Annotated in this window: 19 protein-coding genes; 1 reads left to right on the top strand and 18 read right to left on the bottom strand. The window is 61.4% G+C overall.

The annotated features are described in order from the left end of the window. Positions 1-58: 58 nt before the first annotated feature. The 8 genes from DXB86_RS07295 to rpsP are packed head-to-tail and all read right to left on the bottom strand — an operon-like array spanning position 59 to position 6,530. Positions 59-934, bottom strand: a complete 876-nt coding sequence (locus tag DXB86_RS07295) for a pyruvate, water dikinase regulatory protein (RefSeq protein ID WP_117736669.1) — start codon at positions 932-934, stop codon at positions 59-61. 34 nt (positions 935-968) lie between these two features. Next, a complete protein-coding gene (gene glyS, locus DXB86_RS07290; protein ID WP_117736668.1) occupies positions 969-3,065 on the bottom strand; it encodes a glycine--tRNA ligase subunit beta in 2,097 nt (698 codons plus the stop codon). 3 nt (positions 3,066-3,068) lie between these two features. Continuing rightward, positions 3,069-3,980 (bottom strand): glycine--tRNA ligase subunit alpha, encoded by a 912-nt coding sequence (locus DXB86_RS07285; protein WP_006236091.1) that lies wholly within the window; start codon positions 3,978-3,980, stop codon positions 3,069-3,071. Between the two features lie 59 nt (positions 3,981-4,039). Further along, positions 4,040-4,603, bottom strand: coding sequence for a signal peptidase I (lepB, locus tag DXB86_RS07280; RefSeq protein ID WP_117736667.1), 564 nt, complete (start codon positions 4,601-4,603; stop codon positions 4,040-4,042). Between the two features lie 2 nt (positions 4,604-4,605). Then, positions 4,606-5,364, bottom strand: coding sequence for a tRNA (guanosine(37)-N1)-methyltransferase TrmD (trmD, locus tag DXB86_RS07275; RefSeq protein WP_055250008.1), 759 nt, complete (start codon positions 5,362-5,364; stop codon positions 4,606-4,608). Positions 5,365-5,374: 10 nt separating this feature from the next. Continuing rightward, positions 5,375-5,896: a ribosome maturation factor RimM gene (rimM, locus tag DXB86_RS07270; protein ID WP_055309865.1), complete on the bottom strand. Its 522-nt coding sequence runs from the start codon at positions 5,894-5,896 to the stop codon at positions 5,375-5,377. A gap of 4 nt (positions 5,897-5,900) precedes the next feature. Further along, entirely contained in the window at positions 5,901-6,146 is a 246-nt protein-coding gene (locus tag DXB86_RS07265; RefSeq protein ID WP_192934524.1) for a KH domain-containing protein, read from the bottom strand. Between the two features lie 42 nt (positions 6,147-6,188). After that, positions 6,189-6,530 carry a 30S ribosomal protein S16 gene (gene rpsP, locus DXB86_RS07260; protein ID WP_022094749.1) on the bottom strand — a complete coding sequence of 114 codons (342 nt, stop codon included), beginning with the start codon at positions 6,528-6,530 and terminating at the stop codon, positions 6,189-6,191. 201 nt (positions 6,531-6,731) lie between these two features. Here rpsP and dinB point away from each other — a divergent pair, with 201 nt between their 5' ends. Beyond that, positions 6,732-7,985, top strand: a complete 1,254-nt coding sequence (gene dinB, locus DXB86_RS07255; protein WP_199408845.1) for a DNA polymerase IV — start codon at positions 6,732-6,734, stop codon at positions 7,983-7,985. 98 nt (positions 7,986-8,083) lie between these two features. Here the strand turns inward: dinB and rsfS are convergent, their stop codons facing one another. The 10 genes from rsfS to DXB86_RS07205 all read right to left on the bottom strand — a co-directional run bounded on the left by rsfS (position 8,084) and on the right by DXB86_RS07205 (position 17,035). Then, positions 8,084-8,539: a ribosome silencing factor gene (gene rsfS / locus DXB86_RS07250; protein WP_117736665.1), complete on the bottom strand. Its 456-nt coding sequence runs from the start codon at positions 8,537-8,539 to the stop codon at positions 8,084-8,086. A 27-nt stretch (positions 8,540-8,566) separates the two neighbouring features. Beyond that, a complete protein-coding gene (yqeK, locus tag DXB86_RS07245; RefSeq protein ID WP_192924102.1) occupies positions 8,567-9,100 on the bottom strand; it encodes a bis(5'-nucleosyl)-tetraphosphatase (symmetrical) YqeK in 534 nt (177 codons plus the stop codon). A gap of 86 nt (positions 9,101-9,186) precedes the next feature. Beyond that, positions 9,187-9,864: a nicotinate-nucleotide adenylyltransferase gene (gene nadD, locus DXB86_RS07240; protein ID WP_117564249.1), complete on the bottom strand. Its 678-nt coding sequence runs from the start codon at positions 9,862-9,864 to the stop codon at positions 9,187-9,189. Between the two features lie 3 nt (positions 9,865-9,867). Beyond that, entirely contained in the window at positions 9,868-11,346 is a 1,479-nt protein-coding gene (gene obgE / locus DXB86_RS07235; protein ID WP_199411016.1) for a GTPase ObgE, read from the bottom strand. Positions 11,347-11,430: 84 nt separating this feature from the next. Further along, a complete protein-coding gene (gene rpmA / locus DXB86_RS07230) occupies positions 11,431-11,688 on the bottom strand; it encodes a 50S ribosomal protein L27 (RefSeq protein WP_006236075.1) in 258 nt (85 codons plus the stop codon). A 33-nt stretch (positions 11,689-11,721) separates the two neighbouring features. After that, the gene (gene rplU / locus DXB86_RS07225; RefSeq protein ID WP_035138585.1) at positions 11,722-12,096 is read right to left on the bottom strand and encodes a 50S ribosomal protein L21; all 375 of its coding nucleotides are present in this window, start codon (positions 12,094-12,096) and stop codon (positions 11,722-11,724) included. A gap of 67 nt (positions 12,097-12,163) precedes the next feature. Continuing rightward, on the bottom strand, positions 12,164-12,976 hold the full coding sequence (locus tag DXB86_RS07220) for a TIGR03936 family radical SAM-associated protein (protein ID WP_117736663.1): 813 nt from the start codon (positions 12,974-12,976) through the stop codon (positions 12,164-12,166). Further along, positions 12,973-14,850, bottom strand: a complete 1,878-nt coding sequence (locus tag DXB86_RS07215; protein ID WP_117736662.1) for a TIGR03960 family B12-binding radical SAM protein — start codon at positions 14,848-14,850, stop codon at positions 12,973-12,975. The genes DXB86_RS07220 and DXB86_RS07215 overlap by 4 nt, the downstream gene beginning before the upstream one ends. Positions 14,851-14,860: 10 nt before the next feature. After that, on the bottom strand, positions 14,861-15,790 hold the full coding sequence (locus DXB86_RS07210; RefSeq protein WP_117736661.1) for a YcjF family protein: 930 nt from the start codon (positions 15,788-15,790) through the stop codon (positions 14,861-14,863). An 18-nt stretch (positions 15,791-15,808) separates the two neighbouring features. Further along, a complete protein-coding gene (locus tag DXB86_RS07205; protein WP_022094759.1) occupies positions 15,809-17,035 on the bottom strand; it encodes an FtsW/RodA/SpoVE family cell cycle protein in 1,227 nt (408 codons plus the stop codon).

The following is a 17,035-nucleotide window of genomic DNA, read 5'->3' as shown; positions in this document are numbered from 1 at the left end:
GTTAGCTAAAAGAGCCCCGTCCCAAATTAGCTACCCAAACAACCTTGTCCCAAGTGAGCTACTTTTGTTGAGCGCGGCGGACGGCACGGCGGGCTCTTGCCTCTTGAATCTCTTCGAGGTGAGCAATGATCTCGGCAGCGCTTTCCTCGATGGCTTTGCCGTCGGTACGCACAACAAAGCAGCCTAAGCGCTTCATGAGGGCACGAGCTTCCTCAAGCTCGCCGCGCACGCTCTCGGGCTCGGCATAGGAGCCGGCAACGGCACGAGCGTAGTCATCGCCCAAGCGGCTATCGCGAATTTCGGAAATCACATCGACGGTCGAAATCAGGCCGAACAGGCGCATCGGGTCGACCTCGTAAATCGACTTGGGCGGCTCCATGCCGTGCGCCAGAGGGACGTTGGCAACCTTGTAACCCTGATAGGCTAAATACATCGACAGCGGCGTCTTGGATGTACGCGACACACCCAGCAGCACGATATCGGCACTCGACAGATCGTCGCAACCACGCCCGTCATCGTGCTCAACAAAATACTCCATGGCCTCGATGCGATGGAAGTAACGGTCATCGGTCTTGTGAATCACGCCCGCAACGCCCTTGGGCGGCACGCCAATGAGCGACGACAGCACGGCGAGCGTCGGGCCGATCAGGTCGACTGAACGAATATGCAGCATGCCCAGGTAATCGAGCACGCGGGCGCGAAGCGTCGGATCGACAATGGTATGGAACACGGCAATATCGCGATGGTCGGCATCGACGCGCGGGCCCACAAACGACTTGACCTGCTCTACCGAGGTCACCTTGGACAGGCGCAAGAGACGAAAAGCCCCTTCATCAAATTGCCCGGACGCCGCAAGCACCACCTCACAAGCGGTATCGCCGAGCGAGTCGGAGATAACGATAACGTTGGGACGAGCGGTGACCGGGCAATCCATGCGGGGCTCCTTTTGCGCTTACGCGCAGGCTAGCTTACTTTTTGCGGGCAAGCTCACCGATGTTGGCGATGCCGGAGAAAACGGCCTCGAAGCGGTTGAGCAGCTTAAGGCGATTATCGCGAAGCTGCTCGTCCTTGTCCATGACCATGACCTCGTCGAAGAAGCGGTCGATGGGGGCACGCAGGGCGGCGAGGGCAGCAAATGCGGCCGGGTAATCCTCGACAGCGAGAGCAGCATCGACGGCGGTCCGAGCGGCCTCGGAGGCGTCGGCAAGCGCGAGCTCAACCTCGCCCATCAGGGCGCGGTCGTACTCCGCACCCAGCTCGGGCTTGGAGATGTGCGCGGCGCGGGCATAGGCGGTCGCCAGGTTATCGAACGTCTCAGCGTCGTTCTTGCGGGCCTCGTCGAGGGCGGCGCAGCGGGCGAAGAAGACGGACGGAGCAATGATGTGCACCGCGGAGACGGCGGCAACGGTATCGGCCGGGATCTTCTCGTCGCGGGCCATGCTCACCAGGCGGCCATGGAAGAAGTCGCGAACCTGCTGGGCGACCTCGGCGGCGTCGAACTCAATGCCCTGCTCACTGTAGAGCTCAAGGGCGAAGTCGATGAGCGACGTGGGATCGATCGGCAGACGGTCGCGCAGGATGTTGATGATGCCGATAGCGGCACGACGCAGCGCGTAGGGGTCGGAGGAGCCGGTCGGGGGCTCGCCGATGGCAAAGATACCGGCGATGGTATCGAGCTTGTCGGCGCAGGCCACGATGCAGCCAGCGGTGCCCTCGGGCAGCTCGTCACCGGCAAAGCGGGGACGATAGTGATCGCGAATGGCATGAGCGACCTCGTCGTTCTCCCCCATCGCGGTCGCGTAGTAACCGCCCATCACGCCCTGCTGGCTCGTGAACTCGATGACGGCGTTGGACACCAGGTCGGCCTTGCACAGGTGCGCGGCGCGAGCGGCATCGGCAGCCAGATGGGCGCCCAGATGGGCCTCGCGGGCAATAGCGAGCGCGAGCTGCTCAATACGCTCGGACTTGGCGAGCACGCTACCGAGCTTCTCCTGGAAGGCGACCTTGGCCAGGCGCTCACGGAACTCGTCGAGGGAGATCTTCAGGTCCTCCTCGTAGAAGAACTTAGCGTCGTCCAGACGGGCGCGCACGACGCGCTCGTTGCCGTCGATCACGCGCTCGGCGTTCTCGGGCTTGCTGTTGGAGACGACCACGAACTCACGCGTCAGCTTGCCCTCGCCGTCATAGATCGGGAAGTAGCGCTGGTTGGTGAGCATGGACTCGCAGATAATCTCGTGCGGGACCTTGAGGAACTCCTCGTCGAAAGTACCGACGAACACCGTCGGCCACTCGCAGAGGTTAATGACCTCCTCAAAGACCTTCTTGGGCGTATCGACATGGCAGCCGGGGCGAGCGGCCTCGACCTCGGAGATACCGGCAAGGATGGCCTCGCGACGGCGCTCGGCAGAAAGCACGCCGGCGTCCTCGAGTACCTGCTCGTAGGCGGCGGGGCTGGCGACAACGTGGTCACCGGGGCCGAGCACGCGATGGCCGCGCGTGGTGTTGCCGCTCGTCACGTCGGCAAACGACACGGGCACAACATCCTCGCCCAGAAGGCAGCAAATCCAGCGGACCGGACGCACGAACGTCGCGTGCTCGTGGCCCCAGCGCTGGGAGCGGTAGTTGGGCCACTGCAGGCCGGCAATGGTCTTCTCGCACAGGGCCGTCAGGATCGGGGTTGCCGGTGCGGAGGGAATGTTCTTCTCGGCAAAGACATACTCGCGACCGTCGGTATCCTCACGACGGACCAGGTCCTCGGCAGCCACACCGCACTTGCGGGCGAAGCCCTGGGCGGCCTTGGTGGCGTTACCGTCAGCGTCGAAGGCGATGTTTGCCGCGGGGCCACGCTTGACCTCGTGAACCTCATCGGTCGCGGTGGCAACGTCGGCAACGAGCGCAGCCAGGCGACGCGGGCTCGAGATCACGCGGACCTCGCCGTGGGCCAGACCGGCCTCGTCGAGACCCTTGGCGATCATGGTACCAAGCTGCTTGACGGCATTGTTCAGCGGTGCAGAGGGCATTTCCTCCGTACCGATCTCAAACAGGAAATCCTTAGCGTCTGCCATGGCTTACGCCACCTCGCCTTCCTGGTCGGCATTCTCGTTGACTCCGGCGACCTCGGCCATGTAGGCCTCGCAGCACGCCTTGGCGACGGCGCGGACGCGCAGGATGTAGTTGGCACGCTCGACCGCGGACAGGGCACCGCGGGCATCGAGCAGGTTGAAGGCGTGGCTGCACTTCATGACACAGTCGTACGCCGGCAACGGCAGCTTGCGCTCCAGGCAGGAATGGCACTCGGCCTCGTAGTCGTCAAACTTCTGACGCATCATCTCGACGTTGGCGACCTCAAAGTTATAGGCACTGAACTCGCGCTCGTTCTCGAGGAACACGTCGCCGTAGGTCATGGGCGTGCCGTCGGGCAGATAGCTCCACACCAGATCGTAGACCGAGTTGACGCCCTGAGCGTACATGGCGATACGCTCCAGGCCATAGGTGATCTCGACGGGCACGGGGTCGACCTCGATACCGCCCACCTGCTGGAAGTACGTGAACTGCGTGACCTCCATGCCGTTGAGCCAGACCTCCCAGCCAAGGCCCCAGGCGCCCAGCGTCGGGCTCTCCCAGTCGTCCTCGACAAAACGGACGTCATGGTCGTTGGGGTCCAGGCCAATGGCAGCAAGAGACCCCAGGTAAAGCTCCTGAGCATTAACCGGAGAGGGCTTAATGAGCACCTGGAACTGATAGTAGTGCTGCATGCGGTTAGGGTTCTCGCCGTAGCGGCCGTCGGCGGGACGGCGGCAGGGCTGCGCATAGCAGGTGCGCCATTCGGCGGGACCGAGCGAGCGCAGCGTGGTCGCGGTATGGAAGGTACCGGCACCGACCTCGGAGTCATAGGGCTGCATAATGACGCAGCCCTGCTCGCCCCAGTACTGCTGGAGGCGCAGGATGATGTCTTGGAAGGAAAGCGATGAAGCGTTCATGCCTCTAATATCCCCTCGTCGAAACGATTACACGGTTAGGTACTGTACTATAGCGGTTTTTAGTCGATAGCGCCGATGCGGTTGAGCGGCCAGTAGCGCACAAGCGCCACAGCGATCAAATCAGAGCGATCGACGGGACCAAAGTAGCGCGAGTCGGCAGACTTTTCGCGGTTGTCGCCCATCACCCACACGCACCCGTCGGGAACGGTGTAGGGATAACTCACCTGGGCGCCAGGCGCTTGGACCGAAAGCGGCCAGCTCATGCCCGTCGTATAGTCCTCATCGAGCGCCTGGCCGTCAACGACCACCTTGCCGTCCTGCAGGTCGACCGTCTGGCCGGCCGTGGCAATAACACGCTTGACAAGAACATCATGCTCGGAAGTGACATCGGGGTTGTGGAACACCACGATATCGCCCTGTTTGACGGGCTGACCGAGCTCGAGGCTCACCTTTTGTGCCAGGATCTGGTCGCCAATCTCGATCGTGTCCTCCATGGAGCCGGTGGGTACCACAAAGGGCTCGACCACAAAGGTGCGGATCAGGAAGGTGGCCACGAGCGCGATCGCGATGACCGCGACCCACTCAAAAGCGCCCCTCAACGCGGAATGCTGCGATGGAACCATTCTCACTCCTCGCTCTGCGAATACGAAGCGTCCAGAATCTCCTGCGCGTATGCGCGCTCCTGGGGCGTAAGGCGCGCCGTCTCGATCAGGTCGGGACGCCAGCGGCAGGTGCGCTCGATGGCATTCTTACGGCGCCAGGCGTCAACCTTGGCATGGTCACCGCTCACGAGCACCGGCGGCACGCCCTCGCCGTTGAATTCAGCAGGGCGAGTGTACTGCGCATACTCGAGCAGGCCTCCGTCCTCGGCGGTCGAGAACGACTCGTCGACGTTGCTCATCTCGTCACCAAGGGCGCCGGGAATCAGGCGTACGACGGCATCGGCAACGACCATAGCGGGAAGCTCGCCGCCCGTGAGCACGTAATCGCCGATCGACAGGCGCTCGTCGGCATACGCATAGGCACGCTCGTCGACACCCTCGTAACGGCTGCACACAAACAGCAGGCGCTCGCTTTTGAGCAGGCGCTCGGCCACATGCTGCGTAAAGGGCTCGCCACAGGGCGTAAAGAACACCACGGTGGGCTTGGGACCCTCGGAGCTAATAGCCTCGATGGCCTCGGCAATAGGCTCGACCTTCATGAGCATGCCCTGCCCGCCGCCGTACGGCTCGTCATCGACGGTACGATGGCGGTCGTGCGTCCAGTCGCGCAGGTTATACGCCTTAAAATCAAAAAGGCCGGCCTTGCGGGCGCGGCCCAAAATCGATGTGGACATGACAGGCTCAAACATCTCGGGAAAGACCGAAAGGGTCTCAATCAGCATGTTGTCCTCCCTACTTGTCCATATCGATCAGGCCGTCCATAACGTGGACGGAAATTGTTCCTGTGTCGGGAAGATCGAGCACAACCTGCTCGATCACGGGAATCAGCACCTCGCCGTACCGATCACCCTCGACAACCCAAACATCGTTAGCGGGCGTCGACATGATCTCGACGATCGTGCCGAGCGAACCGAAGCGCTCGTCGACCACCTCGCGACCCATCAGGTCGGTATAGGCGGCGTCGAGCGAATCGAGCTCAAAGTCGTCACGATTTGCCAGCACATAGCATCCCGTGATGCCCTCGGCGGCCGTCAAGTCGTCAATGCCCTCAAACGAGACCAGATCGCCATCGCCCGTATCGGTGACGGACACGACCGTGCAAAAGCGGTCGCGCTTGAGCGCCGGCGGCGTCAGGGCGACGCGCATACCCGGCTCTAATACAGAAGGAAGCCCCCGCAGCGGCTGCGCGAGGACCTCCCCCTTCCTTCCGTGCGGCTTGACCACACGGGCGATGTTTTTGTACTGGGACCTCAAGGTCCTAGCCCAGAACCTCTACCTCGACTGCAGTGTCGAGGCGAGCGGCCAGTGCACGGGCGAGCGTGCGAATGGCCTTGATGGTACGGCCACGACGGCCGATGACCTTAGCGACGTCATCCTCGGCGACAGAAACCTCGATCGTAGAGGTGTCGTCACCATCGATGACCTCAAGGCTCACGGAATCCGGGTCGTCGACGATCTGAACAACGAGATATTCGACGAGATCGGCGATGCGATCTGAGAGCATTGCCTCACCCTCGAGCTGTGCAGCGTCAACCTCAGGCACGATTTACTCCTCGGCGCCCTCAGCGGCCTCAGCGGCAGCCTTAGCGGCCTCGGCCTCTTTGGCGAGCTGCTTCTTGGACTTCTTGACGACGGTCTCGGTCTTCTCGCCCTCGTTGGCGGCCTTGACCAGAGCGGCGACGGCGTCGGTGAGCTGAGCGCCTTTGGACTGCCAGTCGGCGATCTTCTCGAGGTCGAGGTTGATGGTCTTGGGGGCGGTCATCGGGTTGTAGCGGCCAACCTCCTCGATGATACGACCGTCACGCGGGGCGCGGGAATCGGCGACGACGACACGGTAGTACGGACGCTTCTTAGCGCCGTGACGAGCAAGGCGAATCTTGACTGCCAAAGGAAACTCCTCCAACCAAGCAGCTTTAGGCTGCAACTACAAACAAACAGTTGAACATAATACGCCATCGACGCGGGCAGGTGAAGTCCGTGAGACCAACTTCTTCGGTGTAGTCGAGGGCAAATCCATATCTTAGACAAGAATTCGGGATTTGCAAGCACATACACGCACCCCACATGAGCTGCGCGGTATACTCATGACATGGAAAGACGCGAACATACATACGGTTATGAGGATGCCATGGGCGTCACGCCGCCTCCCTGGACGGGTCCGGCGGTGGGCCTGATGGACCTCGATGCGTTTTTTGCGAGCGTGGAAATGCTCGATCATCCCGAATGGCGCGGAAAGCCACTCATCGTGGGTGGCGATGCCGATTCGCGTGGCGTCGTGTCCACGTGTTCGTATGAGGCACGTCGCTTTGGCGTGCACTCCGCTATGCCCTCGGCCGAGGCGCGGCGCCTCTGTCCGCAAGCCATTTGGACGCATGGGCATTTTGATCGCTATCGTGAGGTCAGCGCGCAGGTCATGGCGATTCTCGCCGAGGAGACGCCGCGCGTGGAGCGCGTATCCATCGACGAAGCCTTTATCGATATCACACCGGGCCGCTTTGCGCCCGAAGACCCGCTGCTGGTTGCGCGGCGCATAAGCGACCGCGTGGCAGCGCTGGGAGTGACCTGCTCCATTGGCGTGGGCTGCAACAAGACGGTCGCAAAGATCGCAAGCGAGCGGGATAAGCCGTTTGGGCTGACCATCGTGCGCCCCGGAACCGAGCAGCGCTTTTTGGCCGCGCTGCCGGTATCTGCCATGAGCGGCATCGGGCGCTCGGCCGAGGAGCGACTGCGCCGCATGCGCATCTACACGCTCGGCGAGCTGTCACGTGCACCGGAATCAACCTTGGCCTCTATTTTTGGTGTCAACGGCGAACGCATGCGCCAGCGTGCGCTGGGACTCGAGGTTTCCGAAGTCACGAGTCTGGACGAGGAACGCGAGGTTAAATCGGTGAGCAATGAGCGCACCTTTGCGAAAGATTTGACTGAGCGTGGGGACATCGAAGCGGCGATTGCGTTGTTGGGAGAGTCAGTGGGACGCCGCCTGCGCCGTCAGGGACTAACGGGCGCCACGGTGACGCTCAAGCTCAAGTATTCGTATGGAAGCGGGCGAACGGCGCAGCGGCGGCTTCCCCACCCCACCGACGACGAGAATATCTTTGTTGCCGTGGCGCTCGAGCTGCTCGACAATATCTGGCAAGAAGGCATGCACGTGCGTCTGGCAGGTATCGGCATGAGCGACTTCAACCACCAAGGCGGTATCCAAACCGACCTGTTCTGCGAAGTCGATGACCGCGGGGCCCAATCCAGCGACCGACGCGACCTCTCCGTCGCAATTGACGCCGTCCGCGACAAGTTCGGCGACACCGCCCTATCCTTCGGCCGCCAATCCCGCTTCAACGATTAACCGCCTTTGGGCAAAAAGAAAGCCGGGCAGGTGCGGAAAACCGCAACTGCCCGGCGATATGCGTGAGGGTAGCTAAAACCCCCGTCTCAAATGAGCTACTAGAGGAGATTGAGGGGGAGCTGGGGAGCGTCTCCCCAGAGTTTCTCGAGGCGGTAGAAGTCGCGGGCTTCGGGAGTGAAGACGTGGACGACAACCGAACCGTAGTCCATGAGCATCCAGGTCTTCTGCTCACGGCCCTCGATGGAGAACGGATGCTCGCCGCAAGCCTCGGCGACCTTCTCCTCGATCTCGTCAACGATCGAATCAACCTGACGGTTGTTGGTGCCGGTAGCGATGACAAAGTAGTCGCACACATCGGAAAGCTCAGTCAGGTCGAGCACTTGAACGTCCTCGCCTTTCTTGTCGTAGGCGGCCTGCGCGGCGGCGCGGGCGACATCCTCGGCGGCGACACCGCTCGCGGACAGCGAGGCGACAGTGCGGTCGGACGTGGCAACGAAACTCTTGTGCTCCACACCTTCAAGAATCTGCTCGTCGGTCATGGTCTCGTCGGCCATGGAATACCTCTTTCTAGATAGCCCGAGCTAGCGCAGCTGGGCGTAATGGTTGTAAATCGTAATAGCCGTGGGATAAAGATAGCGCCCGGACTGGATCACATAGACCAGACCCTGCGCAAAACAGGAGAAGAACAACTCGTCAAGCGTCGACTCCCCCACCATCTTGCGCAGCGCGTGGGCATAATCACCATGGCGGTTGGGTTCGATGGCATCGGCCACAAAGACCACCATATCGAGCGGCGTCATGTCGCAGGCACCCACGGTGTGACGGTCGACAGCCTGGAAAACAGCCGGCGACAGCTCGGGGAAAAGCTGCGGAAGCTCATAGGCGGCAACAGGGCCATGCAAAAGCGGCGTCGCGGCGGAAGGAGAGCCGGCAACCTTGATGCCATAGTGAAGCGCGCGGGCCACGAGCTCGTCATCGGAAAGAACCTTGTCCCAATCGTGAATTAAGCCGGCGGCAGCCGCATCAAAGCGGTCAACGCCGTAGACCTCGGCCAGATGAAGTGCGGTCTCGGCAACACCCAGCGAATGCACATAGCGCTTGCGCTTATCTTTCATGCGAACATCGAGCAGCTCTTGAATGCGCTTGAGCAGCGCGCGCTCATCGCCCTCAAACTGATCCTCTACCGACAACGTAGCCCCCATCACTCAAAATCTTCTTGTCCCAAATCGGCATATAGCCTGCGCTTGCGAATGTAGCCGAGCACAGACTCGCTCGTAAGATAGCGCACGCTCATGCCGCGGGCAACTCGCTTACGAATGTTCGTCGAGCTGATCGCCAGCGCCGGAATCTGAATATAGCGCACATCGAACGGCAGCCCCGACTCTTTGATTCGGGCACGCGCCGTATCGATATCAAAACCCGGTCGCGTCGCCGCAATAAAGGTAGCAAGCTCAGCGATTCGCTCGGCATCATGCCAGGTCACAATATCGATAATCGCGTCGGCGCCCGTAATAAAGTAGAGCTTTACCTGCGGCGGGTAAAAGTCGCGAAGGGCATGAAGCGTATCGGCCGTATAGGTTATGCCCGGACGGTCAATCTCGAACCGGCTCGCCAAAAAGGCCGGGTTCGCGGCGGTGGCGAGGACCGTCATGGCATAACGGTCCTCGGCAGGCGTCACCGGCTTGTCGAGTTTAAAGGCGGGAGAGCCCGCCGGCATAAAGAGCACAGCGTCCAAGTCGAGCGACTCGCGCGCCTGCTCGGCAGTCACCAGGTGCCCGTAATGAATCGGGTCGAAGGTGCCGCCCATAATGCCAAGCCGAAACTCTTTGCCCTCTTTTATGGGCAGCTCGGGCAAACCGATTCCACCGCGCAGCGACATGGCTTACTCGCCCTCCGAGGTCTCGGCATCGTCCGCGACATCCGCCGCATCGACAACCTCGACGCCCTCATCCGGAGCATCGGTCACGTCAAGGGCCTCAACGGCAACGTCCTCGCCAGCGTCCTCGCCAGCGTCCTCGAGCTCCTCGTACTCCGAGAAGTCCTCAGCGCCCTCAAAGTCAAAGGCGCGCTGGCAAATGCGGACCTCGTCGCCCGCACGGCAGCCGGCCTTCTCGAGCGCATCGTCGACACCCATGCACGCAAACTTATGCTGCAGGTAGATGACAGCTTCCTCGTTTTCCCAGTCGGTCTGGATGACCATGCGCTCAATCGCGCGACCAACCACACGGAAGGCACCAGGCTCCTCCTGGACAATGCGGAAACGCTTCTCGCGCTGCAGACGGCGGCGCTCCCACTCCTCGTCGCGCAGATCGACCGGCTCAGCGGAGACCGCCAACTCGGCACGCAGCTTAGCCACCTGCTCGCCCACGGCAAGCATCAGCGTGTTGAGGCCGGCGCCCGTCACGGCGGACACGGCAAAGAACATATGTCCATCGTCGAGCGCGGCGCGCTTGAGGTCGGCAATCTTGTCGGCCGTGCCCGGCGCATCGCACTTGTTGGCGACGACAATCTGCGGACGCTCCGAAAGCTCGGCGCCATACTGCTCGAGCTCACGGTTGATGATGCGGTAATCCTCAACCGGGTCGCGATCCCCAAAACCGCCCGTCATGTCGACGACATGCATGATCAGGGCCGTACGCTCAATGTGGCGCAGGAACTGGTGGCCCAGACCCTTGCCCTCGCTCGCGCCCTCGATCAAACCAGGAACGTCGGCAACAACGTAAGAATACTCACCGGCACGCACCATGCCCAGATTGGGCACGAGCGTGGTAAACGGATAATCGGCGATCTTGGGTCGGGCGGCACTCATGCGCGCGATGAGCGAGGACTTGCCCACCGAGGGGAAGCCCACGAGCGCGGCATCGGCCATAAGCTTCATCTCGAGCTCAATCCAGTGCTCCTCGGCCGGTTCGCCCAGCTGAGCGAACGCGGGCGCGCGGCGCACCGACGTCACAAAGTGCGTGTTGCCCAGGCCACCGGCACCGCCGGGCGCCACGACAACGCGCTCGCCATCGTGCACCAGGTCAGCAATCTCGAACATCGGGGTCTGCGTCTCGGGGTCGAGCTCGCGCACCACGGTGCCCATGGGAACCTTCAGGATCAGGTCCTCGCCGCTCTTGCCGTTACGACGGGCACCCTGCCCGTGCGTGCCGCGTTCGGCGCGGAAGTGATGCTTAAAGCGGTAATCGATCAACGAAGACAGCTGAGCATCGGCCTGGATGACGACATTGCCGCCACGACCGCCGTCGCCGCCATCGGGGCCGCCCTTGGGGACAAATGCCTCGCGCCTAAACGACATGCATCCGGCTCCGCCGTCGCCGCCGCACACGTTAATGCGGCTGATATCGGTGAACTGTGACAACAGAATCGCCTCCTACAAAAAGAGGGAGACCCTTGAATCCTAAAACTCAAGTGCCTCCCACATATGTGCTCTATGAAGGGTGAATTACGCGTTCGCGAGCGGGCGTACGCTGACCCTGTGCTTGATACCCTTGTGGAACTCAACGGTACCGTCGACCAGCGCGAACAGCGTGTCGTCCTTGCCACGGCCAACGTTCTCACCCGGGTGGATGTGCGTGCCGTGCTGACGGACGAGAATCGTGCCCGTGGTTACCGTCTGGCCGGCATAGCGCTTCGTGCCAAGGCGCTGACCGCGGGAGTCACGGCCATTACGGGAGGAACCGAGTCCTTTTTTGTGTGCCATTGTGTATACCTACTCTTTCGTTACGAGTGTAATCTACTCGGCGACGGGAGCCTCGGCAACAGCCTCGGCCTCTGCCTTGACAGCCTTCTTGGCGCGGGACGTAGCCTGGACCTTCACGATCTTCAGCTTGGTGAGCTGCTGACGGTGACCCTTCAGACGACGATAGCGCTTACGCTTGTGGAACTTGAAGACCAGCTGCTTCTCGCCCTTGAACTGCTCAACGATCTGAGCGGTAACCTTGGCCTTGGCCAGCTTGTCGGGATCGGTGACGATCTTCTTACCATCGTTGAGGAAGATGACCGGCAGGGTGACCTTGTCGCCCTCATTGCCCTCGATCTTCTCGACGGTGATGACATCGTCGGTGGCGACCTTGTACTGCTTGCCGCCCGTGTTAACGATTGCGTACATGTTTACTTGCCCTTCATGCATCAGTTAGTGCAACAGCCGAATATAGTAGCAGGCGAAAATACCCCCGTCAACGAGTATGTGGAGCAAATCCACAAGTTCGCACAGGTATGGGGCTGACGAGTCGGCCCTCGTCGTCCTCGCATGCTTGATTCTGACGCTCGACATCGTAGGAGCAGATGGTCACGAGGTCTTGCATACCGGTGGAAACAATAGGTGCATCGACGCCCGGGGTCAAGCCCTGCAACAAAACATCAGCAGCAGAAAGCAAAATCTCCGGACGCATGGAGCCCTCGTTGTCGGCATGGGTGTCGAGCATGAGCACCAGATGGTCCGGACGCTCCCCCGCCGTGATCTCATAGCCCACCAGTGTGTGGTCAAGGTCTAAGCGCTTGCTCTTTTTGCCGCGCGCATAGTCAATACCATGACCCGCGCGCAGCGTGTCGATCGCACGACGCACCTCGTCGGCGCTCACGGGGGCTTCGGGGTCCAGGTGCAAGTCGATACGGTACGACAGACGCGTAAGCTGAGCCGTGAGCGCCGGCGTGCGCACGTCGATGTACGCCGCCTCGATGGGCGCCAGATCGGCCGGAGAGGCCGCAGCCAGGCGCCCAAACGCCTCGTCGAGCGCCACGAACTCGGTCATAAACAGGTCATACCACTCGCAGGTCGACGACGTACCCACCGGTAGCGCCGAAGAGAAGCCCACGCGCATGTGCGGAGAGAAGCCCTGCGTGACGGCATAGGGAAGTCCCGCACGGCGCACGATGCGCTCAATGGTATGGATTACTTCGAGATGGCCCAGGTACTTAAGGCGATCGCGTTTGCCATAGCGAACACGAAGTCTAAAGAGCGTGGGGCTGTCGGTCAGGCGCTCACTCATGCGCGATCACCCATCAGTACATTCTTGGCGTGGAGCGTGAGGCAGATTCCGCAGCCGGTGCACGACGTGCGGGTGCAGTCGGGAGTCGTGACACCCTCGAGCGAGCGACGGTACTCGCGCTCGAGGAAGCCGCGCGTGCAGCCGGGGCTCACATGCTCCCACGGCAGACGCCAGTCCAACTCGTAGGGCAGGTGCACGAGCTCATTGAGGTCGATGCCGTTTTTGGCAGCAGCCTCCTTCCAGTTATCGAGCGAGAAATGCTCTACCCAGGCGTCAAAGCGAGACCCCGAGCGCCAAGCATCGATGATGACGGGCGTCATGTCGCGACCGGCGCGGGAGAGCGCGGCCTCGATGAGCGAGGTCTCGGCATCGTGGTAATGCACGCGGACGGCACGGTTGCGAACGCTCGTGATAAGCAGCTTCTGGCGACGCTTGACGTCGTCGTAGTCGAGCTGCGGGCACCACTGGAACGGCGTGGCAGCCTTGGGAATAAAGACCGAAACCGAGATCGACACCGAGATCGAGCCGCGACGAGCCTTGGGCACCACGGAACGACCGAGCTCAAGCACGTGATCGGCCAGATTGGCGATGGCCACGATGTCCTCGTCGCGCTCGCCGGGAAGGCCCATCATAAAGTAGAGCTTCATGCGGTTCCAGCCGGCCTCGAAGGCCGCCTTGGCCGCACGGTCCAAGTCCTCCTCGGTCACGTTCTTGTTAATGATGTCGCGCATGCGCTGGCTGCCGGCCTCGGGCGCGAACGTCAGGCCGCCCTTCTTTTCGCCGGCGACCGACTCGGCCATATCCACGCCAAACGAATCCAAGCGCTGCGACGGAATAGACACGCGAATACCCGTATCTTCCAGGCGACGGTTGAGCCTGCCAAGCACGTCACGAATGCAGGAGTGGTCGGTCGTGGAGAGCGAGGTCAGCGACACCTCGTCATAGCCGGTCTTTTCCAGACCCTGAATCACCGACGAGACGATCTGGTCGGCCGAACGCTCACGCACCGGGCGATACGTCATGCCGGCCTGGCAAAAACGACAGCCGCGAGCGCAGCCGCGCAGGATCTCGATAGACAGGCGGTCGTGAACCAGCTGCGCATAGGGCACGCACGACTGCGACAGCGGATTCGTGGCGCCGAAATCCTCGACGACGCGTTTGTAGACCACGGTCGGCGCATCCTTGCCCTCGCGCGGCACGGTGTAGCCGTGCGGCGAGCAGGGCTCGTCGTGACGAACCTCATAGAGCGACGGCACGTAGTTGCCGGCAATGGATGCAAGCTGCTCAACAATCTGCGCGCGCGGGACTCCTTCGTCGCGCAGGCGGCGATGCAGCTGGCAGGTCTCGAGCAGCGATTCCTCGCCCTCGCCGATGAGGATGGCATCGAAGAAGGCCGCGTACGGCTCGGGGTTGTACACCGAGGGGCCGCCGGCGATGATGATGGGGTCGTCTTCACCTCGGTCGGCCGCTAACAGCGGAATGCCAGCGAGATCGAGTGCCTCAAGGAAGTTCGTCACCGCCATCTCGTGCGGCACATGCAGGCCGACGATATCAAACGAAGCGACCGGCGCTGCACCCTCGAGCGAGAGCAGCGGAATGCCTGCCTCGCGCATAGCGTCACCCATATCGGGCCACGGCACATAGCCACGCTCGCAGGAGATGCCCTCGGCCTGGTTAAGGATGTTGTAGAGGATGGCGATACCCTGGTTGGGCAGACCAACCTCGTACACATCCGGGTAGATCAGGCAGCAACGGTAGTCGGCATCGGCCTTGGAAAGCGTGCCCCACTCGTGATCGATATAGCGGCTCGGCTTTTCGACCTTGGCGAGCAACGGCTCAATTAAATGAAAACAGTCTTGATACGGAACGCGCAACGGAAAACCCCTAAGCAGCGAGATTGGATGCGTCCTGATAGGACGCCATAGGACGGGTAGCGCCCGCGACCGTGGTCACCAGATCGCGAACGCGGGAGAACGTGGCAGTAACCACCTCGTTGGCACGGCTGTAGTCGACATCGCGCTCGTAGAGCGAAACGAGCGCACGGCCCATGCCATAGGTGCCCGCGGCAGCAGTGAGCGCCTTGACGGCAAACCCAATATGCGGCGTCTGCTTGACGAGCGCGCGGGTGACCGCGCGGATCACAAGACCGCCGACAAGCACGCCCGCGACCTCGTAGCCGCGCTCAGGCTTAATGCCGCGTCCAAAGACGGCAGCGAGCTCAAAGAGCATGCCCACCTGCGCCAGCGCCATAACGGGATAATCGGCGCCCGGCAAAAACACCAGCGCACCGGTCGCCATATTGGTGAGCGCGCACGAGGTGATGATACGATTGGCCGCCGCGATACGCATGAAGGCAAAGTTCGCCGCAAAAGCCGTTTCCTTTTCGGTGCGATCGAGAATCCAGCGGGCAAGCGTCTCGAGCAGATACGTCTTATCGGTTGCCGCTACCACGCCGAGCACAGGCGTGGACTCCTCGATAAACGGCACCTCCACAGCAGACTCGGCAAGCACGCACACGGGGGCGCCGGCGATCACGAGCTCCTGCACGGCACTCTCCAAGCGGTCGGAGCCGCACGAGAGCACCAGCACCACATCGGTATCGGTCTTTGGAGCAATTCGCTCCTCCCCCAGACGCTCGACGCGCACAATGCCCGAGGTCGTCTGCGGTACAAAGGCGTCACGCACCGTCTCGGCCAGAAAGCGCGAGGCGGACGAATCCAAATAGACCGAGACGCGCACCGGCGTATCGGAATCCTTCTTAACGGACGCGCCCATCTTAAAAGCGCGCGTCAGCTTATCTACGGGAATTTTCATAGCAAACCCCTCCAGCGGTTACGCGGCGCCCGAACGATGCCGCCATATGGATTGTACGATACCCACCGTCAGCAGCTGAATCATCATCGAAGACGAACCGAAGCTAATAAACGGTAGCGGAATACCGGTAATCGGCATCATGCCGATGCACATGCCGATGTTTTCGAAGGTCTGGAACGCCCACATGCCAACGATGCCCACACACGATAGGCGCAAGAACAGCGACTCACACTTAAAGGCGACGCGAATCGTCGAAAAGATCAGCAGCACGTAGAGGCACAGGAGCAAAAAGGAACCGCAAAAGCCAAAGGTCTCGGACAGGAAGGCGAAGACGAAGTCGGTGTGGAACTCGGGCAGAAAGCCGCCGGCCGACTGCGTCGCATGGCCCAAACCCTTACCAAAGAAGCCGCCCGAGCCAACGGCGATAAGCGACTGCTGCAGGTTGTAGGCATCGTCCGAATCGGCATTATCGGGGTCGATAAAGACCGTCAGACGGTTCATCTGATACTGCTTGATGAGCACATCGTGGCCGAGCAACGAATCAAAGACCGAATCGAGCGCCAGGACGAGGGCCACCAGGCCCACAAGCAGGGCCAGGGTCGACAGCACCCATTCGCGGCGCGCACCGCTCATGCAGATGACGATGGCGCCCGAGACCAGCACGACCAGGCCCGAGCCCAGGTCGCCCATGGCAACGACGGCCAAAAACGGGATGGACAGCATGCCGCAGAGCTTGACGTAGTCGCGAACGGTATCGATGCGGCCGTTATACTGCGAGCCAAGCGTGGCGATAAAGAAGATGGTGATGAGCTTGGCAAGCTCAACCGGCTGGAATGTCAAGCCGATACCGGGAATCTTGATCCAGCCCGTCATGCCCAGACCGCCCGTATAGGACAGACCCGGAATCTTGGGCGAGAAGATAACGATCAGGTCGATGACGAGCAACGCCGTCGAGAAATTGGAAATACCGCGCAGGTCGGTACGCCAGACCAGCACCGCCAGCACCGCCCCGATGCCAATTCCCAGAAGATGACGTGAGAACGAGGCATCGGCCTTAAACTGCGAAGCCGACCAGATAATGATGGCACCGTAGGCGACGAGCGCCACTGTAGCCACGAGCACACCGATATGCACCTTTTGGCGAAACGTGCCGCGCGAGGCCGAAAGTTGCTTGTTGACGCGGTCCAGGCTGCTGCGAGAGCCGGTCTTGGTTGAACGGAACAGATCCGCCGGAGAAAAATCCAT

The sequence above is a fragment of the Collinsella sp. OM06-18AC genome (assembly GCF_003438785.1).
Taxonomy (GTDB): Bacteria; Actinomycetota; Coriobacteriia; order Coriobacteriales; family Coriobacteriaceae; genus Collinsella.
The sequence above is the reverse complement of the archived record's forward strand: the minus strand, read 5'-3'. Positions and strand labels throughout refer to the sequence as shown.

Coding starts and splice junctions, on each gene's coding strand:
- DXB86_RS07205 (WP_022094759.1), bottom strand. CDS start 17,035: ATGGATTTTTCTCCGGCGGATCTGTTCCGTTCAACCAAGACCGGCTCT.
- DXB86_RS07210 (WP_117736661.1), bottom strand. CDS start 15,790: ATGAAAATTCCCGTAGATAAGCTGACGCGCGCTTTTAAGATGGGCGCG.
- DXB86_RS07265 (WP_192934524.1), bottom strand. CDS start 6,146: ATGCTCTCAGATCGCATCGCCGATCTCGTCGAATATCTCGTTGTTCAG.
- rplU (WP_035138585.1), bottom strand. CDS start 12,096: ATGTACGCAATCGTTAACACGGGCGGCAAGCAGTACAAGGTCGCCACC.
- glyS (WP_117736668.1), bottom strand. CDS start 3,065: ATGGCAGACGCTAAGGATTTCCTGTTTGAGATCGGTACGGAGGAAATG.
- dinB (WP_199408845.1), top strand. CDS start 6,732: ATGGAAAGACGCGAACATACATACGGTTATGAGGATGCCATGGGCGTC.
- nadD (WP_117564249.1), bottom strand. CDS start 9,864: ATGTCGCTGCGCGGTGGAATCGGTTTGCCCGAGCTGCCCATAAAAGAG.
- DXB86_RS07285 (WP_006236091.1), bottom strand. CDS start 3,980: ATGAACGCTTCATCGCTTTCCTTCCAAGACATCATCCTGCGCCTCCAG.
- yqeK (WP_192924102.1), bottom strand. CDS start 9,100: ATGAAAGATAAGCGCAAGCGCTATGTGCATTCGCTGGGTGTTGCCGAG.
- lepB (WP_117736667.1), bottom strand. CDS start 4,603: ATGGTTCCATCGCAGCATTCCGCGTTGAGGGGCGCTTTTGAGTGGGTC.
- rpmA (WP_006236075.1), bottom strand. CDS start 11,688: ATGGCACACAAAAAAGGACTCGGTTCCTCCCGTAATGGCCGTGACTCC.
- rsfS (WP_117736665.1), bottom strand. CDS start 8,539: ATGGCCGACGAGACCATGACCGACGAGCAGATTCTTGAAGGTGTGGAG.
- trmD (WP_055250008.1), bottom strand. CDS start 5,364: ATGCTGATTGAGACCCTTTCGGTCTTTCCCGAGATGTTTGAGCCTGTC.
- DXB86_RS07220 (WP_117736663.1), bottom strand. CDS start 12,976: ATGAGTGAGCGCCTGACCGACAGCCCCACGCTCTTTAGACTTCGTGTT.
- DXB86_RS07295 (WP_117736669.1), bottom strand. CDS start 934: ATGGATTGCCCGGTCACCGCTCGTCCCAACGTTATCGTTATCTCCGAC.